The following is a 22,813-nucleotide window of genomic DNA, read 5'->3' as shown; positions in this document are numbered from 1 at the left end:
CATGGCAAAACGAAATATAGTAATCACCGGTGGTGCGGGCTTCATCGGCTCTCACGTTGTACGTCTGTTTGTAAACAAATATCCGGGATATAACATCATTAATTTGGACAAGCTGACCTACGCCGGCAACTTGGCAAACCTAAAGGATGTGGAGGACAAACCAAACTATAAGTTTGTGAGGATGGACATTTGCGACTTTGAGGCGTTCTATCAATTGATGCGGGATGAGCAGATCGATGGTATCATCCATTTGGCGGCCGAGAGCCATGTAGACCGAAGTATCAAGGATCCGTTTACATTCGCCCGGACCAATGTGATGGGTACTTTGGCTTTGCTCCAAGCCGCTAAGTTGTATTGGGAAAGCCTGCCGGAGAAGTATGAGGGTAAACGCTTCTATCATATCTCTACCGATGAGGTGTATGGAGCGTTGACGATGAACCATCCGGAAGGAATCGAGCCCCCGTTCATGACAGCGGCTTCCTCCGGTGAGCATCACTTGGCATACGGAGATGATTTCTTCTATGAGACAACGAAATACAATCCTCATTCGCCCTATTCAGCGAGTAAGGCAAGTTCAGACCATTTTGTACGTGCCTATCACGATACTTACGGCATGCCGACCATCGTGACAAATTGCTCAAACAACTATGGCCCCTATCAATTCCCGGAGAAACTGATACCCCTATTCATCAACAACATCCGTCACCGCAAGCCGCTACCGGTCTATGGCAAGGGCGAGAACGTGCGCGACTGGCTGTTCGTGGAGGATCATGCCCGTGCGATAGACTTGATTTTCCACAACGGAAAGATCGCCGAGACCTACAATATCGGTGGCTTCAACGAGTGGAAGAATATCGATATCATCAAGGTGGTGATCAATACGGTGGATAGTCTGTTAGGACGTAAAGAGGGTGAGGATATGGATCTTATCACCTACGTGACTGACCGTTTAGGCCATGACGTACGCTATGCCATCGACTCAACAAAGTTGCAAAAGGAACTCGGCTGGGAGCCTAGCTTGCAATTCGAGGAGGGTATCGAGAGGACTGTGAGATGGTACTTGGAGAAGCATGAATGGTGTGAAAATATTATTAATGGTGAATACCAAGATTACTATGTAGAAATGTATGGAAATCGTTGAAAAATAATTATAAAATGAGCTATATAGTCAACAAACAATACAAAATAGCCGTAGCCGGTACCGGTTACGTTGGTTTATCAATTGCCACTTTGTTATCACAGCATCATGAGGTGGTAGCCATAGACATAGTTCCTGAGAAGGTAGATTTGATCAATAATAAAAAATCACCGATTCAAGATGATTACATAGAAGAGTATTTGGCTAGTCATAAATTGAATTTGAAAGCTACGCTAGATGCGGAGATGGCTTATAAGGACGCTGATTTTGTGGTGATAGCGGCTCCGACAAATTATGATAGCCAGCGAAATTTCTTTGATACGTCCGCTGTTGAGGCTGTGATAGAGCAGGTGCTTCGTTTTAATCCAAATGCTTTTATGGTCATTAAAAGTACGATACCTGTTGGTTATACGATTTCCGTACGTGAGCGGTTTCATACAAAGCGTATTCTTTTTAGTCCGGAGTTCTTGAGAGAGTCTAAGGCTTTGTATGATAATTTGTATCCTAGCCGGATCATCGTGGGTACGGATTTGTCTGATCCGGAATTGGTAGATGCCGCTCATATTTTTGCTGAACTGTTGCAAGAAGGTGCTATAAAAGAAAATATAGATACCTTATTTATGGGGTTGACAGAAGCTGAGGCCGTAAAACTATTCGCAAATACATATCTTGCACTACGTGTTTCTTATTTTAATGAGTTGGATACGTATGCGGAAATGAAGGGGTTGGATACTCAATCGATCATAAATGGTGTGTGTTTGGATCCTCGTATCGGTAATCACTATAATAATCCTTCTTTTGGCTATGGGGGGTATTGTCTGCCGAAAGATACAAAACAATTACTCGCTAATTATGCGGATGTACCCGAAAATTTGATAGAAGCGATTGTGGAGAGTAACCGGACTAGGAAAGACTTTATAGCAGATCAAGTACTTCGTATGGCGGGTTATTATGCTTACGGGGAAGAGAATGAATGGAGTAGTGTACGGGAACATCCTGTTACGATCGGTGTTTATCGATTGACGATGAAGTCTAATTCTGATAATTTTAGACAATCTTCTATTCAAGGAATAATGAAACGAGTGAAAGCAAAAGGAGCTACTGTGATTGTTTATGAACCAGCCTTGTCGGATAATACTACATTTTTTGGGTCAGAAGTTGTTAATGATTTGGATCTCTTTAAAAAACGTAGTGCGGCTATTATAGCCAATCGATATGATGTGGAATTGGATGATGTGAAAAATAAGGTATATACACGAGATGTATATAGAAGGGATTAATCTAAATTAAGGTTAGCGTCCAAAAATGACGTATAGCATCATTCAACAGAAATATAGATCTTTGTTGCTGTAATTAAAACCCAATTAATATGTAGAGCAATAACAATTCTGAAATTTTTTTCCTCCGCTACAAATCCGAAGCGGTCACGAACAAGGATTCCATCCGATCCTTCTGTTTTAGAAATAAGGTACCGTATAACCTGTTTGAAAAATGGTTAAGATGTTTTCATAGGAGATGGGTTGAAATCCGTACATTTAAGGAGGCTGAACATCAACTGTGCCTGTCACATGTCCGGGCTAATATGTTAAAGCGTATGATCAAGGAGGTGAAAAGAGAGCCTTGGTCTTTACGGACAGTTTGGATTTCTTCTTTAGAAAGGAACGTGATTATAATGAAGAGAATCTTATTCTTGAAGAAAGAGTCTGATGATCACTTACTATGCAATGTAACAGTATGTTACACTTTGGTCGTGACGAAGGTGTAGAAATGGCAGCTGCATATCATGGTGTAATCAGTACTGTGAGGCAGCGGGGGAAGTGAGCTTGGGATTTCCTTGGTGAATATTTTAAAAATATTTTTAATGATTGTAAGGACTTTGTTAATCTCATACCCCAGAATATAGAGTTGGTATGTACTAATGGTTAAATTCAATGTTTTTAACATAAAATTAGGTAGGTGCTACAAAAGAGCCTATACATTGGTGCATGCTCTAATTAGAGTACCAACAAAGGTGTTGCGTGATTGCCATAAATTAATTAGGAAAGCACTATTGGCGGTTTACTTTTGTTTATGTGGAGTCGATTTTTAAGATATCTCCTCTTCTATGTCTTCAACTCCCATGGTGTCAATCATGGGAGTACATATCGCCGATATGCTTATCGGTATAACGCCAAAAAAGAAAGAGGAACTTCCATGGAAGTGTTTGCAAGAAATGAGAACCACAAAGGTGCGATGATGAATGTGTAGATGATAGAATAGACTGTAGAATCGATATAGAATAAAGATTTTGTACCGGTCTTCTTTCTCCCTTCGGGGAGGTAAGGAGGCCGGTTCTGTTTTTATGTATGCCTTGATGATCCATATATAAATGTGGGATTCGGCCTTCTGCGGCGCAGGGATAAATATTCCCCCTGTGATCGTGGAAATGAAAAATCTTATGAAAGATTTGAAGGGACTATTAGGCGAATTTCGGGGTTGGCCTACCGTTGAGTTGTTTAGTGTGCGTCTGGCCGGATTGTCGGCGGAAGATAGGGAAAGGCATTTGCTGGGGTTTTGTAAGCTGGCTTTCGGGCATTATGAAGAGTTGCCGATGGGATATCGGAGATTGGTGGATGGTTATTTGGATAGGGAGCGAGGGGAGAACTTGATGGTGTGGTATTTGACAAGGCATACGCCGTGGAAGAATGCCCGTTATGAGTTGCATCGACCGGACTTGTTTTTGCGGATGGCGAAGCTGGTGGAGTTTACGGATCGGGATGGGCGTTTGCCTTATTCTCATTTGGCGGCTTGTTTATGTATGGCGTTTTCCGTCCGGAGTTTATCGGATCCTAATTCGGAGGTCTTGCCGAAATCCTTGGCTAGCCGTTTGAGCGCATTGAATATATTACCAAGTGATATTTTGGAACTGGCGGGGAAGAGGGAAATAACGGATGAGATGTGATTCTTTATTGATAAATGTTAAATGTACGTGGATTGAAGTCGATGAAATTTGGTGTGTTTTTCGTTGATTTGGGAATGTGTGTGTTGGCTGCTAGGTCGTTAACTGTTTTGCGTCATCGAAGTCAGGCTTTGTGGCTATTATACCTTTGTCATGTGTTCGAAGCATGGTTACATTCATTTATTCATTAAAAACGTATAGTTATGGCATTGAAATTTAAATTAGTAATGAGAAAGAATCTAGGTGAGGATCACGAATCTATTCCTGAAAAGGTATACGCTCAAATGGTGTATGGAGATCTGGTTACTTTTGATGAATTTGCGGAGGAGGTGGCAGATAGCTCTGGTGTAGGTAGCGCTAGCGTGAAGGCGGTTCTGGATCGTATGAATGTGGTGTTGGTCCGTCATTTACAGCATGGCAGGCGTGTCAGTGTAGGTGAGCTGGGACTTTTCCGCTTTTGTTTCGGATCGTCGGGGGTACCGGATGAGAAGACGTTTTCAACGAACTTGATTCGGGAGCCGAAAGTACGGTTCTACCCGGGCAAGGCGCTACGCGTAGCCAAGAGCCGGACAAGTTTTGAGAAGACTGTGCTTCCAAATGAAGAAGATACGGGTGGAAACGGGAGTGATAGTGAAAGTCCGGATGAAATCTAAGAGCTATGAGGCGTTTGACGATTCAATTAATTGTTGCGATCCTGCTCTCAATGAGCGGGATCACACTTCTCTTCAGCGGATTCTGGATTGATCCGCAAGGATTGATCGATAACAGTGTACTGGTGGCTTTCGGTGAGATCAGTACGTTTGCCGGGGCCCTTTTTGGAGTGGACTACTCTTATAAATTGAAAATTAATAATTGAAAATTGAAAATTATGGAAAGACATGATAAAAGGTTAACAGAGCATTTTTGTTTGGATGAGTTTACTTATAGTGGTATTGCCGTGGACAATGCGATAAATAATCAGCCTCCTCCTTGTGCATGTCTAGCGCTTCAAAATTTGGCAGTTGGTTTATTGGAACCATTACGTCTATTGTATGGGGCACCGATTGCTATATTGAGTGGATATCGGAATGAGAAGGTAAATCGTCTTGCTGGCGGGGTCGTTACCAGCCAACACTTGAAAGGAGAAGCGGCAGATTGCTATGTTGCCGATGGGCCGGAAAAATTGTTGGATGTATTGCAATGTTCCGGTTTAGTATTTGACCAAGCTATATTATATGGACGAAGACGTTTTTTGCATCTTTCCTTAAAGATAAATGGAAATAACAGGATGCAAGTGTTAGTTTATATGCTTTGTGTTGTCTGTATGTTCTGTAGTTGTGGAGCGTTAGTTCTTTTTTAATAATAAAACTGTGTGGACTGAAAAGGATATGATATATTTGCCTCCTATGATTAAACTTGAATATCTAAAAAAGATACGTGTTCGTTGGATTATATTGGCGATTTTTCTTGTCGCAATATGGATCGTGATGGGAAATCCCAGATTAGGCGAATGGTATTCCCGTTCGATTTATCCATGGGTATCGGGTATGCTATCTCGTTTCTCCTGCTTGTTCCCTTTTTCCGTAGGGGATTGTTTTATTTATGGTAGCATCGCCGGGTTATTAGGGTATCTGTCGTATGCGATTATAAGGAGGCGGAGGATCGGGAGGACAATAAGGCATGTCGTGGAATATCTGGCATGGGTGTATGTCTGGTTCTATATCGCTTGGGGATTGAATTATTTCCGGGAAGATTTTTTCACTCGTACGCGAACCACTTATGTGCCTTTTTCCTCGGAACATTTCCAATCCTTCTTGGATGCCTACACGGATTCCCTGAACGCCTCATGGGTTCCGATAGAGACGATCGATCGGGAGGTCGTGAAAGAGGCGGTGCAGGAAGGATATCGGGAATTGCCTACTCGTTTCGGGCTTACCACTCCCGGAACCTATCTTCATCCTAAAACGATGCTGTTCTCCCGGTTGATGAGTGGAGTAGGGGTGATGGGATATATGGGGCCGTTTTTTACGGAGTTCAATTTGAACGGCCAGCTCTTGCCCGTGCAATATCCCGCCACCTACGCCCATGAGATGGCTCATGTGCTTAGTATATCCAACGAGGCCGAGGCTAATCTATACAGTTATTTAATATGCACGGGTTCTTCCGTGCCGGAAATCCGGTTCTCTGGTTACTTCTCTTTGCTGCCTTATGCGCTGAGTAACGCATATGTGGCTTTGGATAAGGACGCTTTTGAGGCATGGAAGAAAAGATTACGCCCCGAGATCAAGGACTTGTATAACGAGAAAGTCGCCTATTGGCAATCCTTATACAGCCCGTTGATCGGCGAGGCACAAGACGTGGTCTATAATCTTTTCCTGAAAGGCAATAAGATACCTACTGGAACCGCTAATTATTCGGAGGTGATCGCCTTATTGATCGCTATTGTCTAATTCGAAAGAAATCACTAACTTTGCGGCAATTTTTTAGAAGCAAGATAAATACATCGCGATATGAGTAAGAAATTTACCGAATATTCTAAGTTTGACTTGTCGAACGTAAATAAAGAGGTGCTGAAGAAATGGAAGGATGGAGACATCTTCCATAAGAGTCTTGAAACAAGAGAGGGACATCCTACATTCGTATTCTACGAGGGTCCTCCATCCGCAAACGGTATGCCGGGTATTCACCATGTTATCGCCCGTTCGATTAAGGATATTTTCTGCCGCTATAAAACCATGAAGGGATTCTTGGTGAATCGTAAGGCGGGTTGGGATACACACGGTCTGCCTGTCGAGTTAGGCGTGGAGAAGGCTTTGGGCATCACGAAGGAAGATATCGGTAAGAAGATTTCTGTCGCTGAGTATAACGCCGCTTGCCGTAAGGACGTGATGAAGTTCACGAAAGAGTGGGAGGATCTGACGCAGAAGATGGGTTATTGGGTGGATATGGAGAATCCGTATATCACATATGATAACCGCTATATCGAGACCTTGTGGTATCTATTGAAAGAGCTTTATAAGAAAGGCCTTTTATATAAAGGCTATACGATCCAACCGTATTCTCCCGCCGCGGGTACGGGCTTGAGCACGCACGAGTTGAACCAACCAGGCTGTTATCGTGACGTGAAGGATACGACTTGTACGGCACAGTTCCATATATTGGACCCGAAACCGGAGATGGCACAATTCGGCGATCCTTATTTCTTGGCATGGACAACGACTCCTTGGACGTTGCCTTCCAATACGGCGCTTTGCGTAGGCCCGAATATTACTTATCTGGCTGTACAGACTTATAACCCTTACACGGGTATCCCGATGACTGCTGTTATAGCGAAAGATTTATTGTCTGCTTATTTCAATCCGAAAGCTGCGGAGCTTTCTTTGTCTGATTACAAACCGGGTGACAAGCTGGTTCCTTTCAGCGTAGTAGGTGAGTGGAAGGGTTCCGAGTTGGCCGGTATGAAATATGAGCAATTGATCCCATGGGTAAATCCGGGTGAAGGTGCATTTCGTGTGATCACGGGTGATTTCGTTACGACAGAGGATGGTACGGGTATCGTACATATTGCGCCGACGTTTGGTGCGGACGATAACCGTGTGGCGAAAACATTCGGGGTCCCTCCTTTGATGATGCAGGATAAGGATGGAAATATGCGCCCTATGGTGGATATGACCGGTAAGTTCTATAAGCTAGAAGACTTGGCTCCGGAGTTTGTACAAAATTGTATGAACGCTTCTGATTATGATCCATGGCAAGGAAAATTCGTGAAGAACGCTTACGATGATACGAAGACGGATAAAGATGAGACATTGGATATTGAGATCTGCATGATGCTGAAGGCCCAGAACCGGGTGTTCAAGATCGAGAAGCATGTCCACAATTACCCGCATTGCTGGCGTACTGATAAGCCGGTATTGTATTATCCGTTGGATAGCTGGTTTATCCGCACGACCGCTTGCCGTGAGCGCATGATCGAGTTGAACAATACGATCAACTGGAAACCGCAGAGCACGGGTACGGGACGTTTCGGCAAATGGCTGGAGAACTTGCAAGACTGGAACTTGAGCCGCAGTCGTTATTGGGGTACTCCGTTACCGATCTGGCGTACGGAAGATGGTAGCGAGGAGAAGTGTATCGGTTCCGTGGTAGAGCTGTTCGGCGAGATCGAGAAATCGGTGAAGGCCGGCTTTATGGAGTCTAACCCTTATAAGGACTTCGCTCCGGGAGATTATACGAAGGAAAACTACGAGAAGATCGATTTGCACCGTCCGTATGTGGATGATATTATCTTGGTTTCCGCTTCCGGCAAGCCGATGAAGCGTGAGACAGACTTGATCGACGTATGGTTCGATTCCGGTGCTATGCCTTATGCCCAGATCCACTATCCGTTCGAGAACTTGAAGGAGTTCGATAATCGTCAGATCTATCCGGCTGACTTTATCGCTGAGGGTGTTGACCAGACACGCGGTTGGTTCTTTACCCTGCATGCTCTGGGCACCATGATCTTTGATAGCGTGGCTTACAAGGCTGTCGTGTCTAACGGTCTGGTATTGGATAAGAACGGAAACAAGATGTCTAAACGCTTGGGCAACGCTGTTGATCCATTCTCTACGATCGAGAAATATGGTTCGGACCCGTTGCGTTGGTACATGATCACGAACGCTTCACCATGGGATAATATTAAGTTTGATATCGATGGTATCGAGGAAGTTCGCCGTAAGTTCTTTGGTACATTATATAATACGTATTCATTCTTCGCTTTGTACGCGAACGTGGATGGCTTCGACTACTCCGATCCGGATGTGGAATGGAGCAAGCGTCCGGAGATTGACCGTTGGATCCTTTCTCTGTTGAACAGCTTGGTGAAGGATGTGGATGGCTACTTGGAGGCTTACGAGCCGACTCGTGCCGGACGTGCTATCTCTGATTTCGTAAATGATAACTTGAGTAACTGGTATGTGCGTTTGAACCGCCGCCGTTTCTGGGGTGGTGGTATGACGGAGGATAAGTTGTCCGCTTACCAGACTTTATATACTTGCTTGGAGACAGTGGCTAAGTTGATGGCTCCGATCGCTCCGTTCTATGCCGATCAGTTATTCTTAGACTTGGTCGCTGTTACGGGACGTGAGAACGTTGAGTCCGTACACTTGTCCGATTTCCCGGTTTACGACGAGTCTAAGATCGACAAGAATTTGGAAGAGCGTATGCAAATGGCTCAAGATGTTTCTTCTATGGTATTGGCTCTTCGCCGCAAGGTGAATATCAAGGTTCGCCAGCCGTTGCATACGGTAATGATTCCGGTTGTAGACGCTCATCAACAAGAGAGTATCGAGGCCGTGAAGAACCTGATCTTGAACGAGGTGAACGTGAAGGAGCTGAAGTTCGTGGATAATACGGCAGGTATCTTGGTGAAGAAGATCAAACCGGACTTTAAGAAGTTGGGCCCGCGCTACGGAAAGATCATGAAGGCGTTGGCCGCCACGATTCAATCGATGAGCCAAGAAGATATCAACGCTTTCGAGAAAGCCGGAACGTTTACCTTGATGGTAGATGGACAGGAGGCCGTTTTGGAGCGTACGGATGTAGAGATCATCTCTGAGGATATCCCGGGTTGGTTGGTCGCTAATGAAGGTCGCTTGACAGTCGCTTTGGATATTACCGTAACCGAGGATTTGCGTAAGGAGGGGCTGGCCCGTGAGTTGGTGAATCGTATCCAAAACTTGCGTAAGAGCAGCGGTTTCGATATAACGGATAAGATCCATGTATCCATTCTTTCTTGCGAGGAGATGGATGAGGCGATCCATGATTATAAGGATTATATCGCTAACCAAGTATTGGCGGAATCTATCGAAATCATGGATAATGCGATCAGCGACGCTACGGAACTCGATTTCGAGGACTTTAAATTGTCCGTAAAGATCGAGAAAGCTTAAAAATAGAATAGCATTTCTTGCGGAAGAATTAGGAATGAAATATAGGAAAATCGATAATTATATTATCTTTGCATGCAAAGAAGAAATAATATGATTTTATATTCATTCTTAATTCTTCTTTTTGATTGATATTTGAACGATTGTTGAACCTAAATTTTTTTAGAACCATGGCAGAGAAGACAAGATATTCAGACGCTGAGCTCGAGGAGTTCCGCGCTATTATATTAGAGAAACTGGAAATCGCGAAGAGGGATTACGAGCTTTTGCGATCAGGGGTTACGAATTCCGACGGTAACGACGTGGCTGATACGTCTCCTACATTCAAGGTGCTGGAGGAAGGCGCTTCTACGTTATCGAAGGAAGAGGCGGGCCGTTTGGCGCAACGCCAGATGAAATTCATCCAGAATTTGCAGGCCGCTTTGATCCGTATCGAGAATAAGACCTACGGTATTTGCCGGGAGACTGGTAAATTGATCCCGAAAGAAAGGCTACGTGCCGTGCCTCATGCGACTTTAAGTATCGAAGCAAAACAAGGAGGTGCAAAGTAAATGAGATATTCTAAAGGTTGGGGAGCAGTGTTAATCATAATACTGCTCCTTCTTCTTGACCAAGCGCTGAAAATATGGATTAAGACCCACATGCAGTTGCATGAGAGTATAGAGATAACTCCGTGGTTTTATCTCTATTTTACCGAGAATCCGGGTATGGCATTCGGTATAGAGGTGATTGGGAAATTATTCCTTTCCGTATTCCGTATCGTGGCTGTATTGTTTATCGGATATTATTTGTATAAGCTGGTTAAAGAAAATTATAAATTCGGTTTTATTGCCTGTATATCTTTGGTTTTCGCAGGGGCGGTGGGAAATATAATCGACTCGATATTCTATGGCGTGATCTTCGACCATAGTTTCGGGCAACTTGCTACTTTTATGCCGGAGGGAGGTGGTTATGCCTCTTGGCTGCATGGTAAGGTGGTGGATATGTTCTATTTCCCATTGATAGAGACCGTATTCCCTGATTGGGTTCCGATCTGGGGTGGACAGGAGTTCGTTTTCTTCCGTCCGATCTTTAATTTGGCGGACTCGGCGATTTGCGTGGGAGTTTTCCTTTTGTTAATATTTTATCGGCATACTTTGTCGGCTAGCCTTTCGAAAGAAGAGAAATAAATGCGGAGAAAATTACGGATATATGGTATGGCTTTATTAGCCACGACGTTGCTGGCGGCATGTAGTAAGGTTCCGGATGGTATTCTGTCGGAGAAAAAGATGCAGGGTGTCTTGACGGATATGTTGCTGGCTGAGGCCATGGTAAATGTGGATTATAACGCTTATAAATCCGATACCATGAAGCTTGCCTTGTATGAGTCTGTATTCCGTAAGCATGATATTACACAAGCGGTGTATGATAGCTCGTTGGTGTGGTACGGCCGTAACTTGGATATTTACATGGAGGTCTACAACCGGGTCTTGGCCGATCTTAATAAACGGATCAATAACTTAGGGGATGTGCAGGCAGACGCTGCGCCCGTATCTAACCGGGATTCCGTGGATATTTGGCCTCGCCGTTCTTATCTGGTCTTGTCTCCTACCTCTGTATTTAATGGGGTGACTTTCGATATACGTCCGGAAACGAATTATTCCTCGGGCAGTAGTTTCGTGCTGGGCATGCGTGTCTGGGGATTGAATAACAAAATGGCTTATAAGCCGGAGGTACGTTTAAGCGCAGACCAAGGTGATACGACCTTGACTGTGAATAGTAAGATCACGAAAGATGGATATCACGAGACGATCTTGAAGACTATACCAACTAAGAAAGTAAAGCGTGTGTTTGGATATATCCGTATGGATAATATGGATACGACTTATTATAAGGTGTATATAGATAGCTTAAGCTTGATGAAATATAACTATGGTAAGGAGCTTGCCGAATTACCAAAGGATTCTATTAAGTAATCTCTCTATTTGTTTATTGTACTTATGAGAAGAATTGCCGCTCATTACGTTTGGTGTAAGCAGGTTTATCGTATGCATTATATCGAACTGGATGATAATGGTGCGTTTCATGGTGTTTACCCGTTGAATGAGGAGATAGCTGGAACCGCTTTTTATGATGGAGTGCTGGTGCCGGTTCTTTCCTCGGAACCGGCGATTGGTTTTAAGCAGGTGATGGGATCTTGGCCGGCGTTAACCGAAAAGATTACGCCGGGTTGTTCAGTCCATATATATCGTTTAAGCGGGATTCCCTTGGCGTCTGCGAAACTCGGCACAGACCACAGCTGTAGCGATGGCCACATTGAGAGACTCTGAGGTGTCTCTTCCTTCCGGATAGTTCGGGATATATAATTTTTCGTTTACAAAAGCCTCGATGGCGGGACGTATTCCATTTCCTTCATTACCCATTATCAAGATACCGTTTCCGGATAAGGTTTTCTCATATAAGTTTTCTCCGCCAAGGAAGGTGCCGTATAAAGGTATGGCTTGGGCTGATTGGGCCTGTAAGAACGTTTCCAGATCGGTGTAATGTATTTTTACGTGGGCGAGCGCACCCATAGTGGCTTGTACGGTTTTTGGACTGAAAACATCGGCGGTATCTTTGCTGCATACGATATGGGAAATACCGAACCAGTCCGCTAACCGGATGATCGTACCTAAGTTGCCCGGATCTTGGATTCCGTCTAATGCGAGAACAAGCTCCTTTTCCGGCGTTATTTCCGTTATATCCCAATTGGGGCGTTTAAAGATCGCGAGTACATCTTGGGGATTTTTCAGGAAGCTGGCTTTACGAATATCATCTTTTTCCGCTACCAATAACTCCTTGGCCGGAATATCGCCTTGTGTAGCCATCCAAGATGGCTTGGCTATTAATAACTCACATTCAAAGGCCGGTAACATATCGGCTACCAATTTATTTCCTTCGGCTACAAAAACATTATTTTCATTCCGGAATTTCTTTAATTCCAGAGAACGGATGTATTTGACTTTGGTCTTGCTTAGCATCTTAGTTCTTTTTACAAAACAAAAGTACGGTAAATTCTTTAAATTCCAGTACATTCGCGATCGTAAAAAGCTTGGAATGATGAATCGATCTCTACGTATATGCTATTTTATCTGTATCGTACTACTGCTAGCCTCTTGTAGTACGACCAAGTTTGTGCCGGATGGGGAATATTTGCTGGATAAGGTGGAGATCGTGTCGGATAACAAGGATTATAAGTCTGCGGATTTAAAATCTTATCTTAGGCAGCAACCCAACTTCAAGGTGTTTGGTCTGATGAAGTGGCAGTTGTTTGTCTATGATTGGTCTGGTAAGAATGAGAAGAAATGGATCAATAAACAGTTACGTAGGATTGGTGAGCCTCCCGTGGTGCTGGATACGATGTTGGTGGAACAGTCCGCCATGGAACTAGAGCGTTTTTACATTAATAAAGGGTATGTCCATGCGGATGTATCAACGACGATCGATACGACACGCCATAAGAAAGCGGTTGTAACTTACCATATAAAGGCGAACGATCCGTATAGGATACGCAATTACACGATGAAGTTCCCCGATCCGAAAATTGATAGTTTGGCACATCTGAAAGCGCCTCGCCGCTCTCCCTTAGCTTCTGCGTTCCGGTCCTCACAGGAAGAGTATAACCAATTAGTTAAGGAAGGAACTTTATTTGACCGGGATATATTGGACAAGGAGCGGGAGCGTATTACGACCTTACTTCGCTGGAACGGATATTATGGTTTTAATCGGGATTATTTAGGATATATCGCTGATAGTTCTTTTAACCAAAATGTCGTGGATCTTGATATGTCCATGAAACCTTATCGGAAGGTGTTGCCCAATGGGTCGGTAGAGGATCAGCCGCATCGTCAGTATTATATTAAGGATGTAACGGTCTTAACCGATTATAATCCGATGGGGGTAGGAGAGGACGCTAGTTTCATGGCTACAGATACGATGCTCAGCGCAGGGGTGAATATCGTATATGGCCGGAACGGGAAGAGTATCCGTCCGAGCGTGCTCCGGAGGAGTACTTATATTCGTCCGGGGCAATTATTTAGTGAGAAGAATATAGAGCAGACCTATTCGGCGTTCGCTTCTCTAAGGGCTTTGAGGAACGTAAATATACGTTTTACGGAAGTAGAGGAGCGGGATACGATGAAGTTGGATTGTTACATTCTCACTTCTCCCGCGAAGATAAATACGGTGGGAGTGGATTTGGAAGGTACTAACTCGGCGGGTGATTATGGGTTTGCCTCCAGCTTGAATTATCAGCATAGGAATATCTTCCGAGGATCGGAGCTATTCTCGGCGAGGGTGAGAGGGGCTTACGAGGCGTTATCCGGAAATAAGGCGAATGGCTTTGGTAATTACTGGGAGTTAGGTGCGGAAGGGTCCTTGCTGTTTCCTCGTTTCTTGTTCCCATTCTTGAGTTCGGATTTTCGTAGGCGGCTACGTGCGTCAACTGAAGCGAAAATAAGTTACAACCTGCAAAAACGTCCGGAGTATACGAGGGCGATTCTATCTGGTGGTTGGAGTTATATTTGGCAAGATCGGGGCAATACACAGGCACGCCATACCTTTAAGCTTGTAGACTTGAATTATGTGTATTTGCCGGATAAGAATATGGACTTTATCAATAGCTTGCCGGATTATATGGTGTTGTATAACTATACGAACCATTTTATCATGAGTTCGGGATATACTTATTCCTTCAGTAATTATTCTCCCCAGAATCGTTTGAGAAACACGCATTCCCTACGTGCGTCGGTCGAGGTCGCAGGGAATTTGTTGAGTGCCTTTTCGCATCTTACGGGGGCGAAGAAAAATGATGACGGTTATTATGAGTTGTTTGGTACGGAATATGCGCAATATGTGAAATTGGATTTCGATTTTAGTAAAGGAATCGTGCTTGACAGTCGTAACAAGTTAGCTTTCCATATAGGAGTGGGAGTGGGGATGGCTTATGGTAACTCAAACTATTTACCTTTTGAGCGTGCTTATTTCTCGGGGGGAGCGAATAGTGTCCGGGGATGGTCTGTACGAGAGTTAGGTCCGGGTAGTATGGAAGTTGACAGCACGACTTCTTTCGCTCTTCAATCGGGGGATATCCGCTTGGATTTGAACTTGGAATATCGAACGAAACTTTTTTGGAAGTTTGAATTGGCGGCTTACATAGATGCCGGAAACATATGGACCCGGAATGTATCAGATGAACGCTATAAGGCTGGAAACTTTGATTTCTCTCGTTTTTACAAGGAGATCGCTGTTTCCTATGGTTTGGGACTTCGTTTGGACTTTGATTTCTTTCTACTACGTTTAGATACAGGCTTCAAGGCTTATAATCCTCAGGAGAAAAAGTCTAGGCGTTGGGCGATAACCCGTCCTAATTTCAAGGATAATTTCGCCTTGCATTTTGCCGTTGGTTATCCATTCTAAATTCAATATGTAAAAAAGTGTACTAAAAGTTTGCAAGGAAAAGAAAAATCCTTACCTTTGCACCACGAAAATAAGGATGGTCAGGTAGCTCAGCTGGATAGAGCAACAGCCTTCTAAGCTGTGGGTCCTGGGTTCGAATCCCAGCCCGATCACGAGGGAGACTCTTTTAGAGTCTCCCTTTTTTTGTTATAATCAGATGCCAGTTTTTTTCTTTTGCTTGTTTTGATCGTTGTTTATTGATCTTTTATGGAAAACTTTGAGTGTTATCTATCGGTTATTATATAGAAGATTTCGAGATAGAATTTCATAATTTTGTTTTTGATGGGATAAGGGCTATTAAGCAGGATTCCTGTATTTGAGATTAAACAGATTGTAAATATTTAAAAAGTAGATAAGATGGAAACATTTGACGATATCATTAAAGGGGATAAACCTGTATTGGTGGATTTTTTTGCGACATGGTGCGGCCCGTGTAAGGTGTTGAGTCCGACGGTCGAGGCATTGGGGAAGGAGTTGGCGGGACAAGTGCGTGTCCTTAAAATTGATGTAGATAAGAACGAGGCACTTGCCACACAGTTGAGGATTCAATCTGTACCCACTTTGATCATCTTCAAGAAAGGTGAGATCGTATGGCGCTCTTCCGGCGTGATGGACCACGGAAGCCTTTTACAGAAGGTGCAAAGCTATATTGATTAAAAGCCGTTCATCGGGATCAATACCGTCGGGATCAATAAAAGGAATCCAAGGATCACTAGGACAAGGATGAACTTCCATGCCCATTTGAACCATTTATCATACGGGATACGGCTTACTCCTAGAACCGCTATCAGGACACCTGATGTGGGAGTTATCAGGTTCGTGAAGCCATCGCCAAACTGAAAGGCCATGACGGTGGCCTGCTTGGATAAACCGATCAACTCCGAGAATGGGGCCATGATAGGCATGGTAAGGGCCGCTTTGGCGCTTCCGGAAGGAATAACTAAATTGATAAGCGTTTGAATAACGTACATCATCCCGACCGTAGCTACTTGTCCCAAACCTTCCATCCCTTTCGCTAGGTTAAAGAGAATCGTATCGATCACTTTACCGTCTTGCAGGATTACGATAATACCTCCAGCTAAGCCGACAACCAAGGCGGCGCTCATAATATCCTTGCAGCCCTCTAAGAATAGTTTCACAAGCTCATTCGGATCGCGTCCATTGGCAATTCCCGCCGCTATGCCCAAGGCGAAGAACAAGGTCGCTATTTCCATAATATACCAACCGTAGCCCATTACGCCTGTTATCAAGAAAAAGATCGTGAAGAATAAAAGGTTCAATATATATAAGTGCACGGTTTTCCGTAGGGCAAATATCGAGCTGATCACGAACGCTACGCTAAGAATCGGAATTAAGGGTAGTCCCTTGATTACGCTATTTCCTATTTTTAAGGATGTCTGGGGGTAATAGAACGAAAAGATAACGAGTACGATAGCCAATAGGACGAAACTGATCCATGCGGCTTTCGGGGTTCTGTATACGATTTCCAAGGAATTGGTACTATGCAAATCTCTCCAATATTGATCATCCTCATAGACTGGTGACAATTGAGGGTTCTTTTTTACCTTGGCGGCATAACGCAATATCCATGTGAAGCCTACCACATTGATAATACACCAGCAAACGATGCGATACTCGATACCGGAGAAAAGAGGAATCCCCGCCAAGCCTTGCGCTATACCGATCGTGAAAGGGTTTAAAATCGCCCCGGCGAAACCTAATCCCGCCGCTATAAAAACCATACATACGCCAGTTATGGAATCGTACCCCATAGATATCGCCATCGGGACCAAGACCAGACAAAAAGCGATGGTTTCCTCACTCATCCCGAATACGGCTCCGAATAGGCTGAAAAGTAGCATGATAGCAGTTAATAAGAAATTGTCCACACCTATTTTACGAAGGATAGGGTTGTTCTCCATTTTGCGTGCTTTCCGCAGGAAACTGACTGTTCCGATATCAAATGCCTTACTGTCGTTCACGATCCAGAATGCACCACCGATGATAAGGATAAAGACAATGATATCCGCCTTGTCTACAAATCCTTTATAAAAGGCGGAGAGTACTTCCCAAGTCTGAGGTACGCTTTCCACGGATTCATATACAACGGTTCGCTCTCCGTCCGGGCTGATACTTTCCGTATATTGCCCACCGGGAATAACCCATGTCAATATGGCGCAAAATAAGATGATGTAAAAGATAATTACGTATGTGTGGGGTATTTGTCTCTTTTTCATGATTCTGTTTTTTCGTCTTCTTCTGTTAATATTCCGATCTCGGGAAGGATAGCTCGGGCCTCACGGTCACTAAGCGTATCTACGTCTTTGAGTTTACGTTGGATGGCACGGGTACGGGTACCTAAAACCTCTTCTATTTGCCCGCTGGCGGTTTGCAAGTTCTTTTGGGCTTTCTCGAGCATACCGCCTACTTTCTCGAATTCTTTTTTCACGGCCCCTAAGATCGTCCATACCTCCCCTGAGTGCTTTTGGATCGCCAATGTACGGAAGCCCATTTGTAAACTGTTTAGTATGGCCGCTAGGGTAGTGGGACCTGTTACGACTACCTTGTAGTTTCGTTGCAAGTCCTCCAATAAAGCGGAACGGCGTACGACCTCGGCGTAAATGCCCTCGAACGGCAGGAACATAATGCCGAAATCGGTCGTGGCGGGAGGCGCCAGATATTTGTCCGAAATATCTTTAGCCATCTTCTTGATCGTTGTCTCCAATAATTTTCCGGCTGTCTCGATCGCTTGGGAATCTGCGGCATCGTAAGCGTCTAGGAGCTGTTCGTATACATCTTTCGGGAATTTAGCGTCTATGGGAAGGTATACGAATTCTCGGGCATCATCCCGCCCGGGGAGCTTGACTGCGAATTCAACGACAGCGTCCGAACCTTTCCGGGTACGCACGTTCGCCTCGTACTGCTCGGGGGCCAATAACTGCTCCAATAACATACTGAGTTGGATCTCCCCGATATTTCCCCGGGTCTTAACATTACTAAGTACCCGTTTTAATCCTCCTACATCCTGCGCTAAGGTTTGCATCTCGCCCAGTCCTTTTTGTACACTTTCTAATTGTTCGGTGACTAAACGGAAAGATTGCCCGATACGGTCGTTCAATGTCTTTTGAAGTTTCTCGTCTACGGTGACTCGGATTTCTTCCAGTCTTTTTTCCGTGTTATCCACTAATCTCTGCTGGCGTTCGTCCAAGGCGGCGAATTTCTCTTTCTGCAACCTGTTAAAAGAATCGATACCACGTTCGAAAGCTTCCCTGAACTCGTTCATGGAATGAGCCAGTTCTTCTCGGTTATCTTTCGCTACCAAACGGCTTTCTTCCCGGTTCAGGCGGAAGTCTTCCCTAAAGTTTTTCTCGATACGGTCGAACGAGCGTTGTATCTCGTTTAGCAACTTTTCCAGGTCTTCTTTGTTATTATTTAGCTGTTTAGGACGCAAAAGGATTTGCATCACGATGATTATAAGAAGTCCGCCGATAATAATCCAATCCATCTGTTTTTGATTTTGACGTCAAAGATAGGTAATCTGTATTTTGCAACAGTAGTTAAATAGAGTTAAATAAAAGAACATTGTTTATTTTCGTTTGTTTTATCGACAGAAAGCTGCTTATATTTGTGCAGCCAACTTAAGTAAGACTATTAAATTTACATACAAAGATGGCAAAAGTAACATTAAAAGGTAACGAGATTCATACGAACGGCGAGTTGCCGAAAGTTGGGACAGAGGCTCCGGACTTCAAGGGTGTAAAAAGTGATTTATCCGAATTGTCGTTAAGCGACTTGAAAGGAAAGAAAGTGGTGATAAATGTTTTCCCGAGCTTGGATACAAGTGTATGTGCGGCCTCGGTAAGACGCTTCAATAAAGAAGCCGCTTCGCATCCGGATACGGTAGTATTAGCTGTTTCTAAAGATTTACCTTTTGCGCATGGACGTTTCTGTACTACGGAAGGTATTGATAAGGTGATTACATTGTCTGTGTTCCGGTGTTCATGTTTTGAGGATAAGTACGGGATGCTTCTGGTAGACGGTCCGCTGAAAGGGTTATTAGCCCGTGGCGTGATAGTGGTCGATGGAGCTGGTAAGGTGGTTTATGAGGAACTTGTTCCCGAGATTACTACCGAGCCGAATTACGATGCGGCTTTAGCTGCATTGAAATAAATGTAGTAGATTATTGTTTTTCATTGGTTAAAGTTAAGGGTTAGTGTAGGAGGCCGTCGGATGTGAATCCCGCGGCCTTCGTTTTTGTGTGAAGAGGCTAAAGTTTTCCTTCCAGCTCGTCGACGATTTGCCCATCGAAGAGATTGATGATACGGTCGGCGTAGGTCGCATCATGTTGCGAGTGTGTCACCATGACGATCGTAGTCCCTTCGGCATTCAGTTGACTGAGTAATTTCATAATTTCAAGACTGTTTTTAGAGTCGAGGTTTCCAGTCGGTTCGTCCGCCAATATCAGCATCGGTTTACCTACGACGGCGCGAGCGATGGCGACACGTTGCTGCTGGCCGCCGGAGAGTTGCTGCGGATAATGTTTGGCACGTTGGCTGAGGCGTACTTTGCGCAGGATGTCGAGTACTTGTTGTTTGCGCTCAGCCTTGGGGATGCCGAGGTATTTCAATTGGAGGTCTACGTTTTCCTCGACTGTAAGCTCGTCAATGAGATTGAAGCTTTGGAAGACGAAACCAATGCGTCCCTTGCGATAGCGTGTACGGTCTTTCTCCTTTAGGTGTCCCACCTCTTCGCCTTCTAATAGATAGCTGCCCTCGTCCGGGTTATCTAGCAGGCCGAGAATATGCAGCAGGGTTGATTTGCCGCATCCGCTGGGTCCCATGATGGCGATGAACTCGCCCTTTTTCACTTCCATGCTTATGCCATTGAGCGCGATGGTTTCTACTTCTTCCGTCCGGAAGTTTTTGCTGAGGTTCTTTATTTGAATCATGACTTGTCTTGTTTTTGTGAGAATGTATACCTATTATAGAATGTTGCTTTTATTCGGTCCGGATACTTTTGATGGGGTTACGGCGGGCGACTTTTAGGGTTTGCCCGATGATTGACACGAAAGCGATGGCTATGGTTGCCAAAACTGCCGCAGTTATGAGATACCACGGGAAGGCGATGCGGTTATAGAACGACTCTAAACTGATTTGAACCGCTTTCACGCTGATGGGCAGGGCGAAACAGGCGGCAAGCAACGAGAGTGCCATGAATCGTTTGGAAAGTTCCCATACCGCGCCACTTGTCTCGGCTCCCATCACCTTACACAAGGCGATCCGTTTGCTTTGCTGTTCGGTGTAGCTTATCGACATGGCCAGCAGTCCCAAGGCAGAGATGAGGATGGAGATGGTCATGAAGCAAAGGACAAGCATCAACGTGTTCTTCTCATGGGTTAAATCCTTGTCCATATAATCGTCGATATAATCGGCTTCCAAGTCTTTCGGTATCCCGATCACTTCATTGGACACTTCCCTGCAAGTGCGGCGGATGGCGGCTAAGGCTTCCGCCCGATCGCCTTGTGTCTTGACGATTTGACGGATGATGTAGCCTTGTGGGTTCAACACCATAACGGCTCCATGCGAATCGGGTTGGGGTGTGTTCAACGCGCCCAGCGAACGATAGTTGCGGATGACACCACAGACGTTGTATCGATAGCCGCCCTTGTCGCTATTTTTTCCAAAATGGGGTCTGCCGGATGAAAGCTGGTAACGACGGCAAGTCTCTTCCGTTACCCAAACCATGCCGGGCAGTGGGTCAGACCAACGTTCTACCACTTCGAAGCCCAACAGCCGGAATGCGGCGCTGTCCATATCCGAAAGGTGGAGCCACGAGTATCCTTCTTCTTCCGATTGCAGTACACCATCGTGACCAGTGAAGAAAGGCAGTCTTCGTGCCAATGCTACTTCTGTCACTTGGGGTAATGCCTGTAAGCGTTTCTGGAGGATGACTTGCTTGTCGTAGGTATGTCCTAATTCCCATGTCTTGACAAATACAAGGTCTGTATTATAACCGGTCGGCAGGGTGGCAAGGTGGTATATTTGGAAGGCCATGGTGAGTCCCAAGGTGATGAGTACCGTGCTGATGACATTCTGCACGATGATGAACAAACGGCTGAACAATTGCTTGTTGTGCATTCGGAAATTTCCTTTTACGATATCTATCGGACTGTATTTGTAGGTGATAATGGCTGGTAACAATCCCGATATGCCAGCGATTCCTACCCATAGCAACAGTGAATAGGCTACTATCGCCGGTGAAGAGACCAAAGTGATCCGGGTGGAGAGCAAGTACTCGAAATAGGGTTTTGCGATGATGGCAACTAAGCAACCGCCGATGAAACAACCGGTTGTGAAGATGGCGGACTCTGCGAGGTAGCGCAATACGATTTGCCCCGCCGAGTCACCCATCAACCGGCGGGTTGCCATTTCATGGGCTCGTTTGCTGGTTTGCGATACAGTTAGGTTGATGTAATTGAAGATAGCCGAGAGGAGCAACACGAATGCCAACGAGAACAAGATTTGTACCTGTTTCCGTGTCCCTTTACGGAAAGGGCCGTATTGGTTCAGGGGAGAGAAATAAATCTCGTCCATGCGTGTCACCGAAGAACCCCAAAAAAGCCTGTTCGTGCTGTTGTCTTCTTTCCAGTATTCCCAATAGCCTTTATACTTATCGAGTAGTTTACGGGTAACAACATCGGGAGTTACCCCTTCTTCCAACGTAATGAGTATTTGCGTTGAACCATAACTGTCCATCCATGCATAATCCTTTTCTGCCAGTTTGAAAGGAATCAAGATGTCTATCGGTTTCAACAGCTCTGTCGAGCTGAAAGCCGGGAGAACCCCAATGACCCGTAGCGGTGTCTGGTTCAAGTACATCACGGTACGGCCGATCGGATTTTCATTCCCGAATACTTTGTGGGCGAATGGCTCGGAGAGGATGACCTCGTCTGTTCCGATCAGTGCTTTGTTGCGGTCGCATCCGATGAGCGTATAGTTGAGCATCTGGAAAAAATTAGGATCTGCCGCGATGCCGTTTACTTGATAATATTGGTTGTCTACCATGAAGTCGGCCGCTTCAATATGGATCAGGCGTGTCCACTCTTTTATTTCCGGAATGGAAGGGAACAATTCCGGGGCAGTCCCGGTTGTCATACCGATCCCATCTCCATAGCCGACAGCATATAATTGGTGAGAGTACGATTGATTGTTACCGATATTAAATTCGGTGTCGGCATACGAGGTCAGAAGGATGACAACTCCCAGTGCGATAGCTAATCCGAAGAACTGGATGGCTGTGTAGAGTTTGTTGCGGCCGAGAAAGGTAAAGTACGATTTCATATTTTGCTTGTTT

The 22,813-nt window shown here is 44.8% G+C and carries 19 protein-coding genes and 1 tRNA gene; 15 read left to right on the top strand and 5 right to left on the bottom strand.

From position 1 onward, the window contains the following. The first annotated feature begins 1 nt into the window (after position 1). The 11 genes from ACESPU_RS03790 (at position 2) to ACESPU_RS03740 (ending at position 11,940) form a co-directional block, all read left to right on the top strand. Positions 2 to 1,141: a dTDP-glucose 4,6-dehydratase gene (locus ACESPU_RS03790; RefSeq protein ID WP_005865244.1), complete on the top strand. Its 1,140-nt coding sequence runs from the start codon at positions 2 to 4 to the stop codon at positions 1,139 to 1,141. A 14-nt stretch (positions 1,142 to 1,155) separates the two neighbouring features. Continuing rightward, positions 1,156 to 2,418 carry a nucleotide sugar dehydrogenase gene (locus tag ACESPU_RS03785; RefSeq protein WP_005865246.1) on the top strand — a complete coding sequence of 421 codons (1,263 nt, stop codon included), beginning with the start codon at positions 1,156 to 1,158 and terminating at the stop codon, positions 2,416 to 2,418. Between the two features lie 1,157 nt (positions 2,419 to 3,575). Next, positions 3,576 to 4,079 carry a hypothetical protein gene (locus ACESPU_RS03780; RefSeq protein WP_130882283.1) on the top strand — a complete coding sequence of 168 codons (504 nt, stop codon included), beginning with the start codon at positions 3,576 to 3,578 and terminating at the stop codon, positions 4,077 to 4,079. Between the two features lie 200 nt (positions 4,080 to 4,279). Further along, positions 4,280 to 4,729, top strand: a complete 450-nt coding sequence (locus tag ACESPU_RS03775; RefSeq protein WP_005865250.1) for an HU family DNA-binding protein — start codon at positions 4,280 to 4,282, stop codon at positions 4,727 to 4,729. Positions 4,730 to 4,734: 5 nt separating this feature from the next. Beyond that, positions 4,735 to 4,932, top strand: a complete 198-nt coding sequence (locus ACESPU_RS03770; RefSeq protein WP_005865252.1) for a hypothetical protein — start codon at positions 4,735 to 4,737, stop codon at positions 4,930 to 4,932. A gap of 12 nt (positions 4,933 to 4,944) precedes the next feature. After that, the gene (locus ACESPU_RS03765; protein ID WP_005865254.1) at positions 4,945 to 5,415 is read left to right on the top strand and encodes a D-Ala-D-Ala carboxypeptidase family metallohydrolase; all 471 of its coding nucleotides are present in this window, start codon (positions 4,945 to 4,947) and stop codon (positions 5,413 to 5,415) included. A 46-nt stretch (positions 5,416 to 5,461) separates the two neighbouring features. Continuing rightward, positions 5,462 to 6,505 (top strand): DUF3810 domain-containing protein, encoded by a 1,044-nt coding sequence (locus tag ACESPU_RS03760; protein ID WP_250788684.1) that lies wholly within the window; start codon positions 5,462 to 5,464, stop codon positions 6,503 to 6,505. A 60-nt stretch (positions 6,506 to 6,565) separates the two neighbouring features. Continuing rightward, on the top strand, positions 6,566 to 9,988 hold the full coding sequence (gene ileS / locus ACESPU_RS03755; RefSeq protein ID WP_005865260.1) for an isoleucine--tRNA ligase: 3,423 nt from the start codon (positions 6,566 to 6,568) through the stop codon (positions 9,986 to 9,988). A 167-nt stretch (positions 9,989 to 10,155) separates the two neighbouring features. Then, on the top strand, positions 10,156 to 10,536 hold the full coding sequence (locus ACESPU_RS03750) for a TraR/DksA C4-type zinc finger protein (RefSeq protein ID WP_005855535.1): 381 nt from the start codon (positions 10,156 to 10,158) through the stop codon (positions 10,534 to 10,536). Beyond that, positions 10,537 to 11,154: a lipoprotein signal peptidase gene (locus ACESPU_RS03745; protein ID WP_005865261.1), complete on the top strand. Its 618-nt coding sequence runs from the start codon at positions 10,537 to 10,539 to the stop codon at positions 11,152 to 11,154. It begins immediately after the preceding gene. Further along, entirely contained in the window at positions 11,155 to 11,940 is a 786-nt protein-coding gene (locus ACESPU_RS03740) for a DUF4296 domain-containing protein (RefSeq protein WP_008778515.1), read from the top strand. 276 nt (positions 11,941 to 12,216) lie between these two features. Here ACESPU_RS03740 and ACESPU_RS03735 read toward each other — a convergent pair whose 3' ends face one another. Then, complete coding sequence (locus tag ACESPU_RS03735; protein ID WP_057329213.1) at positions 12,217 to 12,984, bottom strand: RNA methyltransferase; 768 nt, start codon at positions 12,982 to 12,984, stop codon at positions 12,217 to 12,219. Positions 12,985 to 13,060: 76 nt separating this feature from the next. Between ACESPU_RS03735 and ACESPU_RS03730 the strand changes: the two genes are divergently transcribed. The 3 genes from ACESPU_RS03730 to trxA all read left to right on the top strand — a co-directional run bounded on the left by ACESPU_RS03730 (position 13,061) and on the right by trxA (position 16,117). Next, positions 13,061 to 15,421, top strand: coding sequence for a BamA/TamA family outer membrane protein (locus ACESPU_RS03730; protein ID WP_005865267.1), 2,361 nt, complete (start codon positions 13,061 to 13,063; stop codon positions 15,419 to 15,421). 78 nt (positions 15,422 to 15,499) lie between these two features. After that, positions 15,500 to 15,573: transfer RNA gene (locus tag ACESPU_RS03725), tRNA-Arg, on the top strand. 244 nt (positions 15,574 to 15,817) lie between these two features. Then, positions 15,818 to 16,117, top strand: coding sequence for a thioredoxin (trxA, locus tag ACESPU_RS03720; protein ID WP_158532496.1), 300 nt, complete (start codon positions 15,818 to 15,820; stop codon positions 16,115 to 16,117). On the opposite strand, the gene ACESPU_RS03715 is transcribed toward trxA, so the two are convergent. After that, a complete protein-coding gene (locus ACESPU_RS03715; protein WP_048927735.1) occupies positions 16,114 to 17,697 on the bottom strand; it encodes a YfcC family protein in 1,584 nt (527 codons plus the stop codon). The genes trxA and ACESPU_RS03715 overlap by 4 nt on opposite strands. Then, a complete protein-coding gene (locus ACESPU_RS03710) occupies positions 17,694 to 18,965 on the bottom strand; it encodes a DNA recombination protein RmuC (RefSeq protein WP_122144508.1) in 1,272 nt (423 codons plus the stop codon). The genes ACESPU_RS03715 and ACESPU_RS03710 overlap by 4 nt, the downstream gene beginning before the upstream one ends. 164 nt (positions 18,966 to 19,129) lie before the next feature. Here ACESPU_RS03710 and tpx point away from each other — a divergent pair, with 164 nt between their 5' ends. Next, positions 19,130 to 19,630 carry a thiol peroxidase gene (gene tpx, locus ACESPU_RS03705; RefSeq protein ID WP_005865275.1) on the top strand — a complete coding sequence of 167 codons (501 nt, stop codon included), beginning with the start codon at positions 19,130 to 19,132 and terminating at the stop codon, positions 19,628 to 19,630. Positions 19,631 to 19,727: 97 nt separating this feature from the next. On the opposite strand, the gene ACESPU_RS03700 is transcribed toward tpx, so the two are convergent. Both ACESPU_RS03700 and ACESPU_RS03695 read right to left on the bottom strand, forming a co-directional pair. Continuing rightward, positions 19,728 to 20,408 (bottom strand): ABC transporter ATP-binding protein, encoded by a 681-nt coding sequence (locus tag ACESPU_RS03700; RefSeq protein ID WP_005865277.1) that lies wholly within the window; start codon positions 20,406 to 20,408, stop codon positions 19,728 to 19,730. Between the two features lie 49 nt (positions 20,409 to 20,457). After that, on the bottom strand, positions 20,458 to 22,800 hold the full coding sequence (locus ACESPU_RS03695; RefSeq protein WP_158532495.1) for an ABC transporter permease: 2,343 nt from the start codon (positions 22,798 to 22,800) through the stop codon (positions 20,458 to 20,460). Positions 22,801 to 22,813 lie beyond the last annotated feature (13 nt).

The organism is Parabacteroides sp. 20_3 (genome assembly GCF_964238835.1).
Taxonomy (GTDB): domain Bacteria; phylum Bacteroidota; class Bacteroidia; order Bacteroidales; family Tannerellaceae; genus Parabacteroides; species Parabacteroides distasonis.
This window is presented reverse-complemented; position numbering and strand designations above follow the sequence as displayed.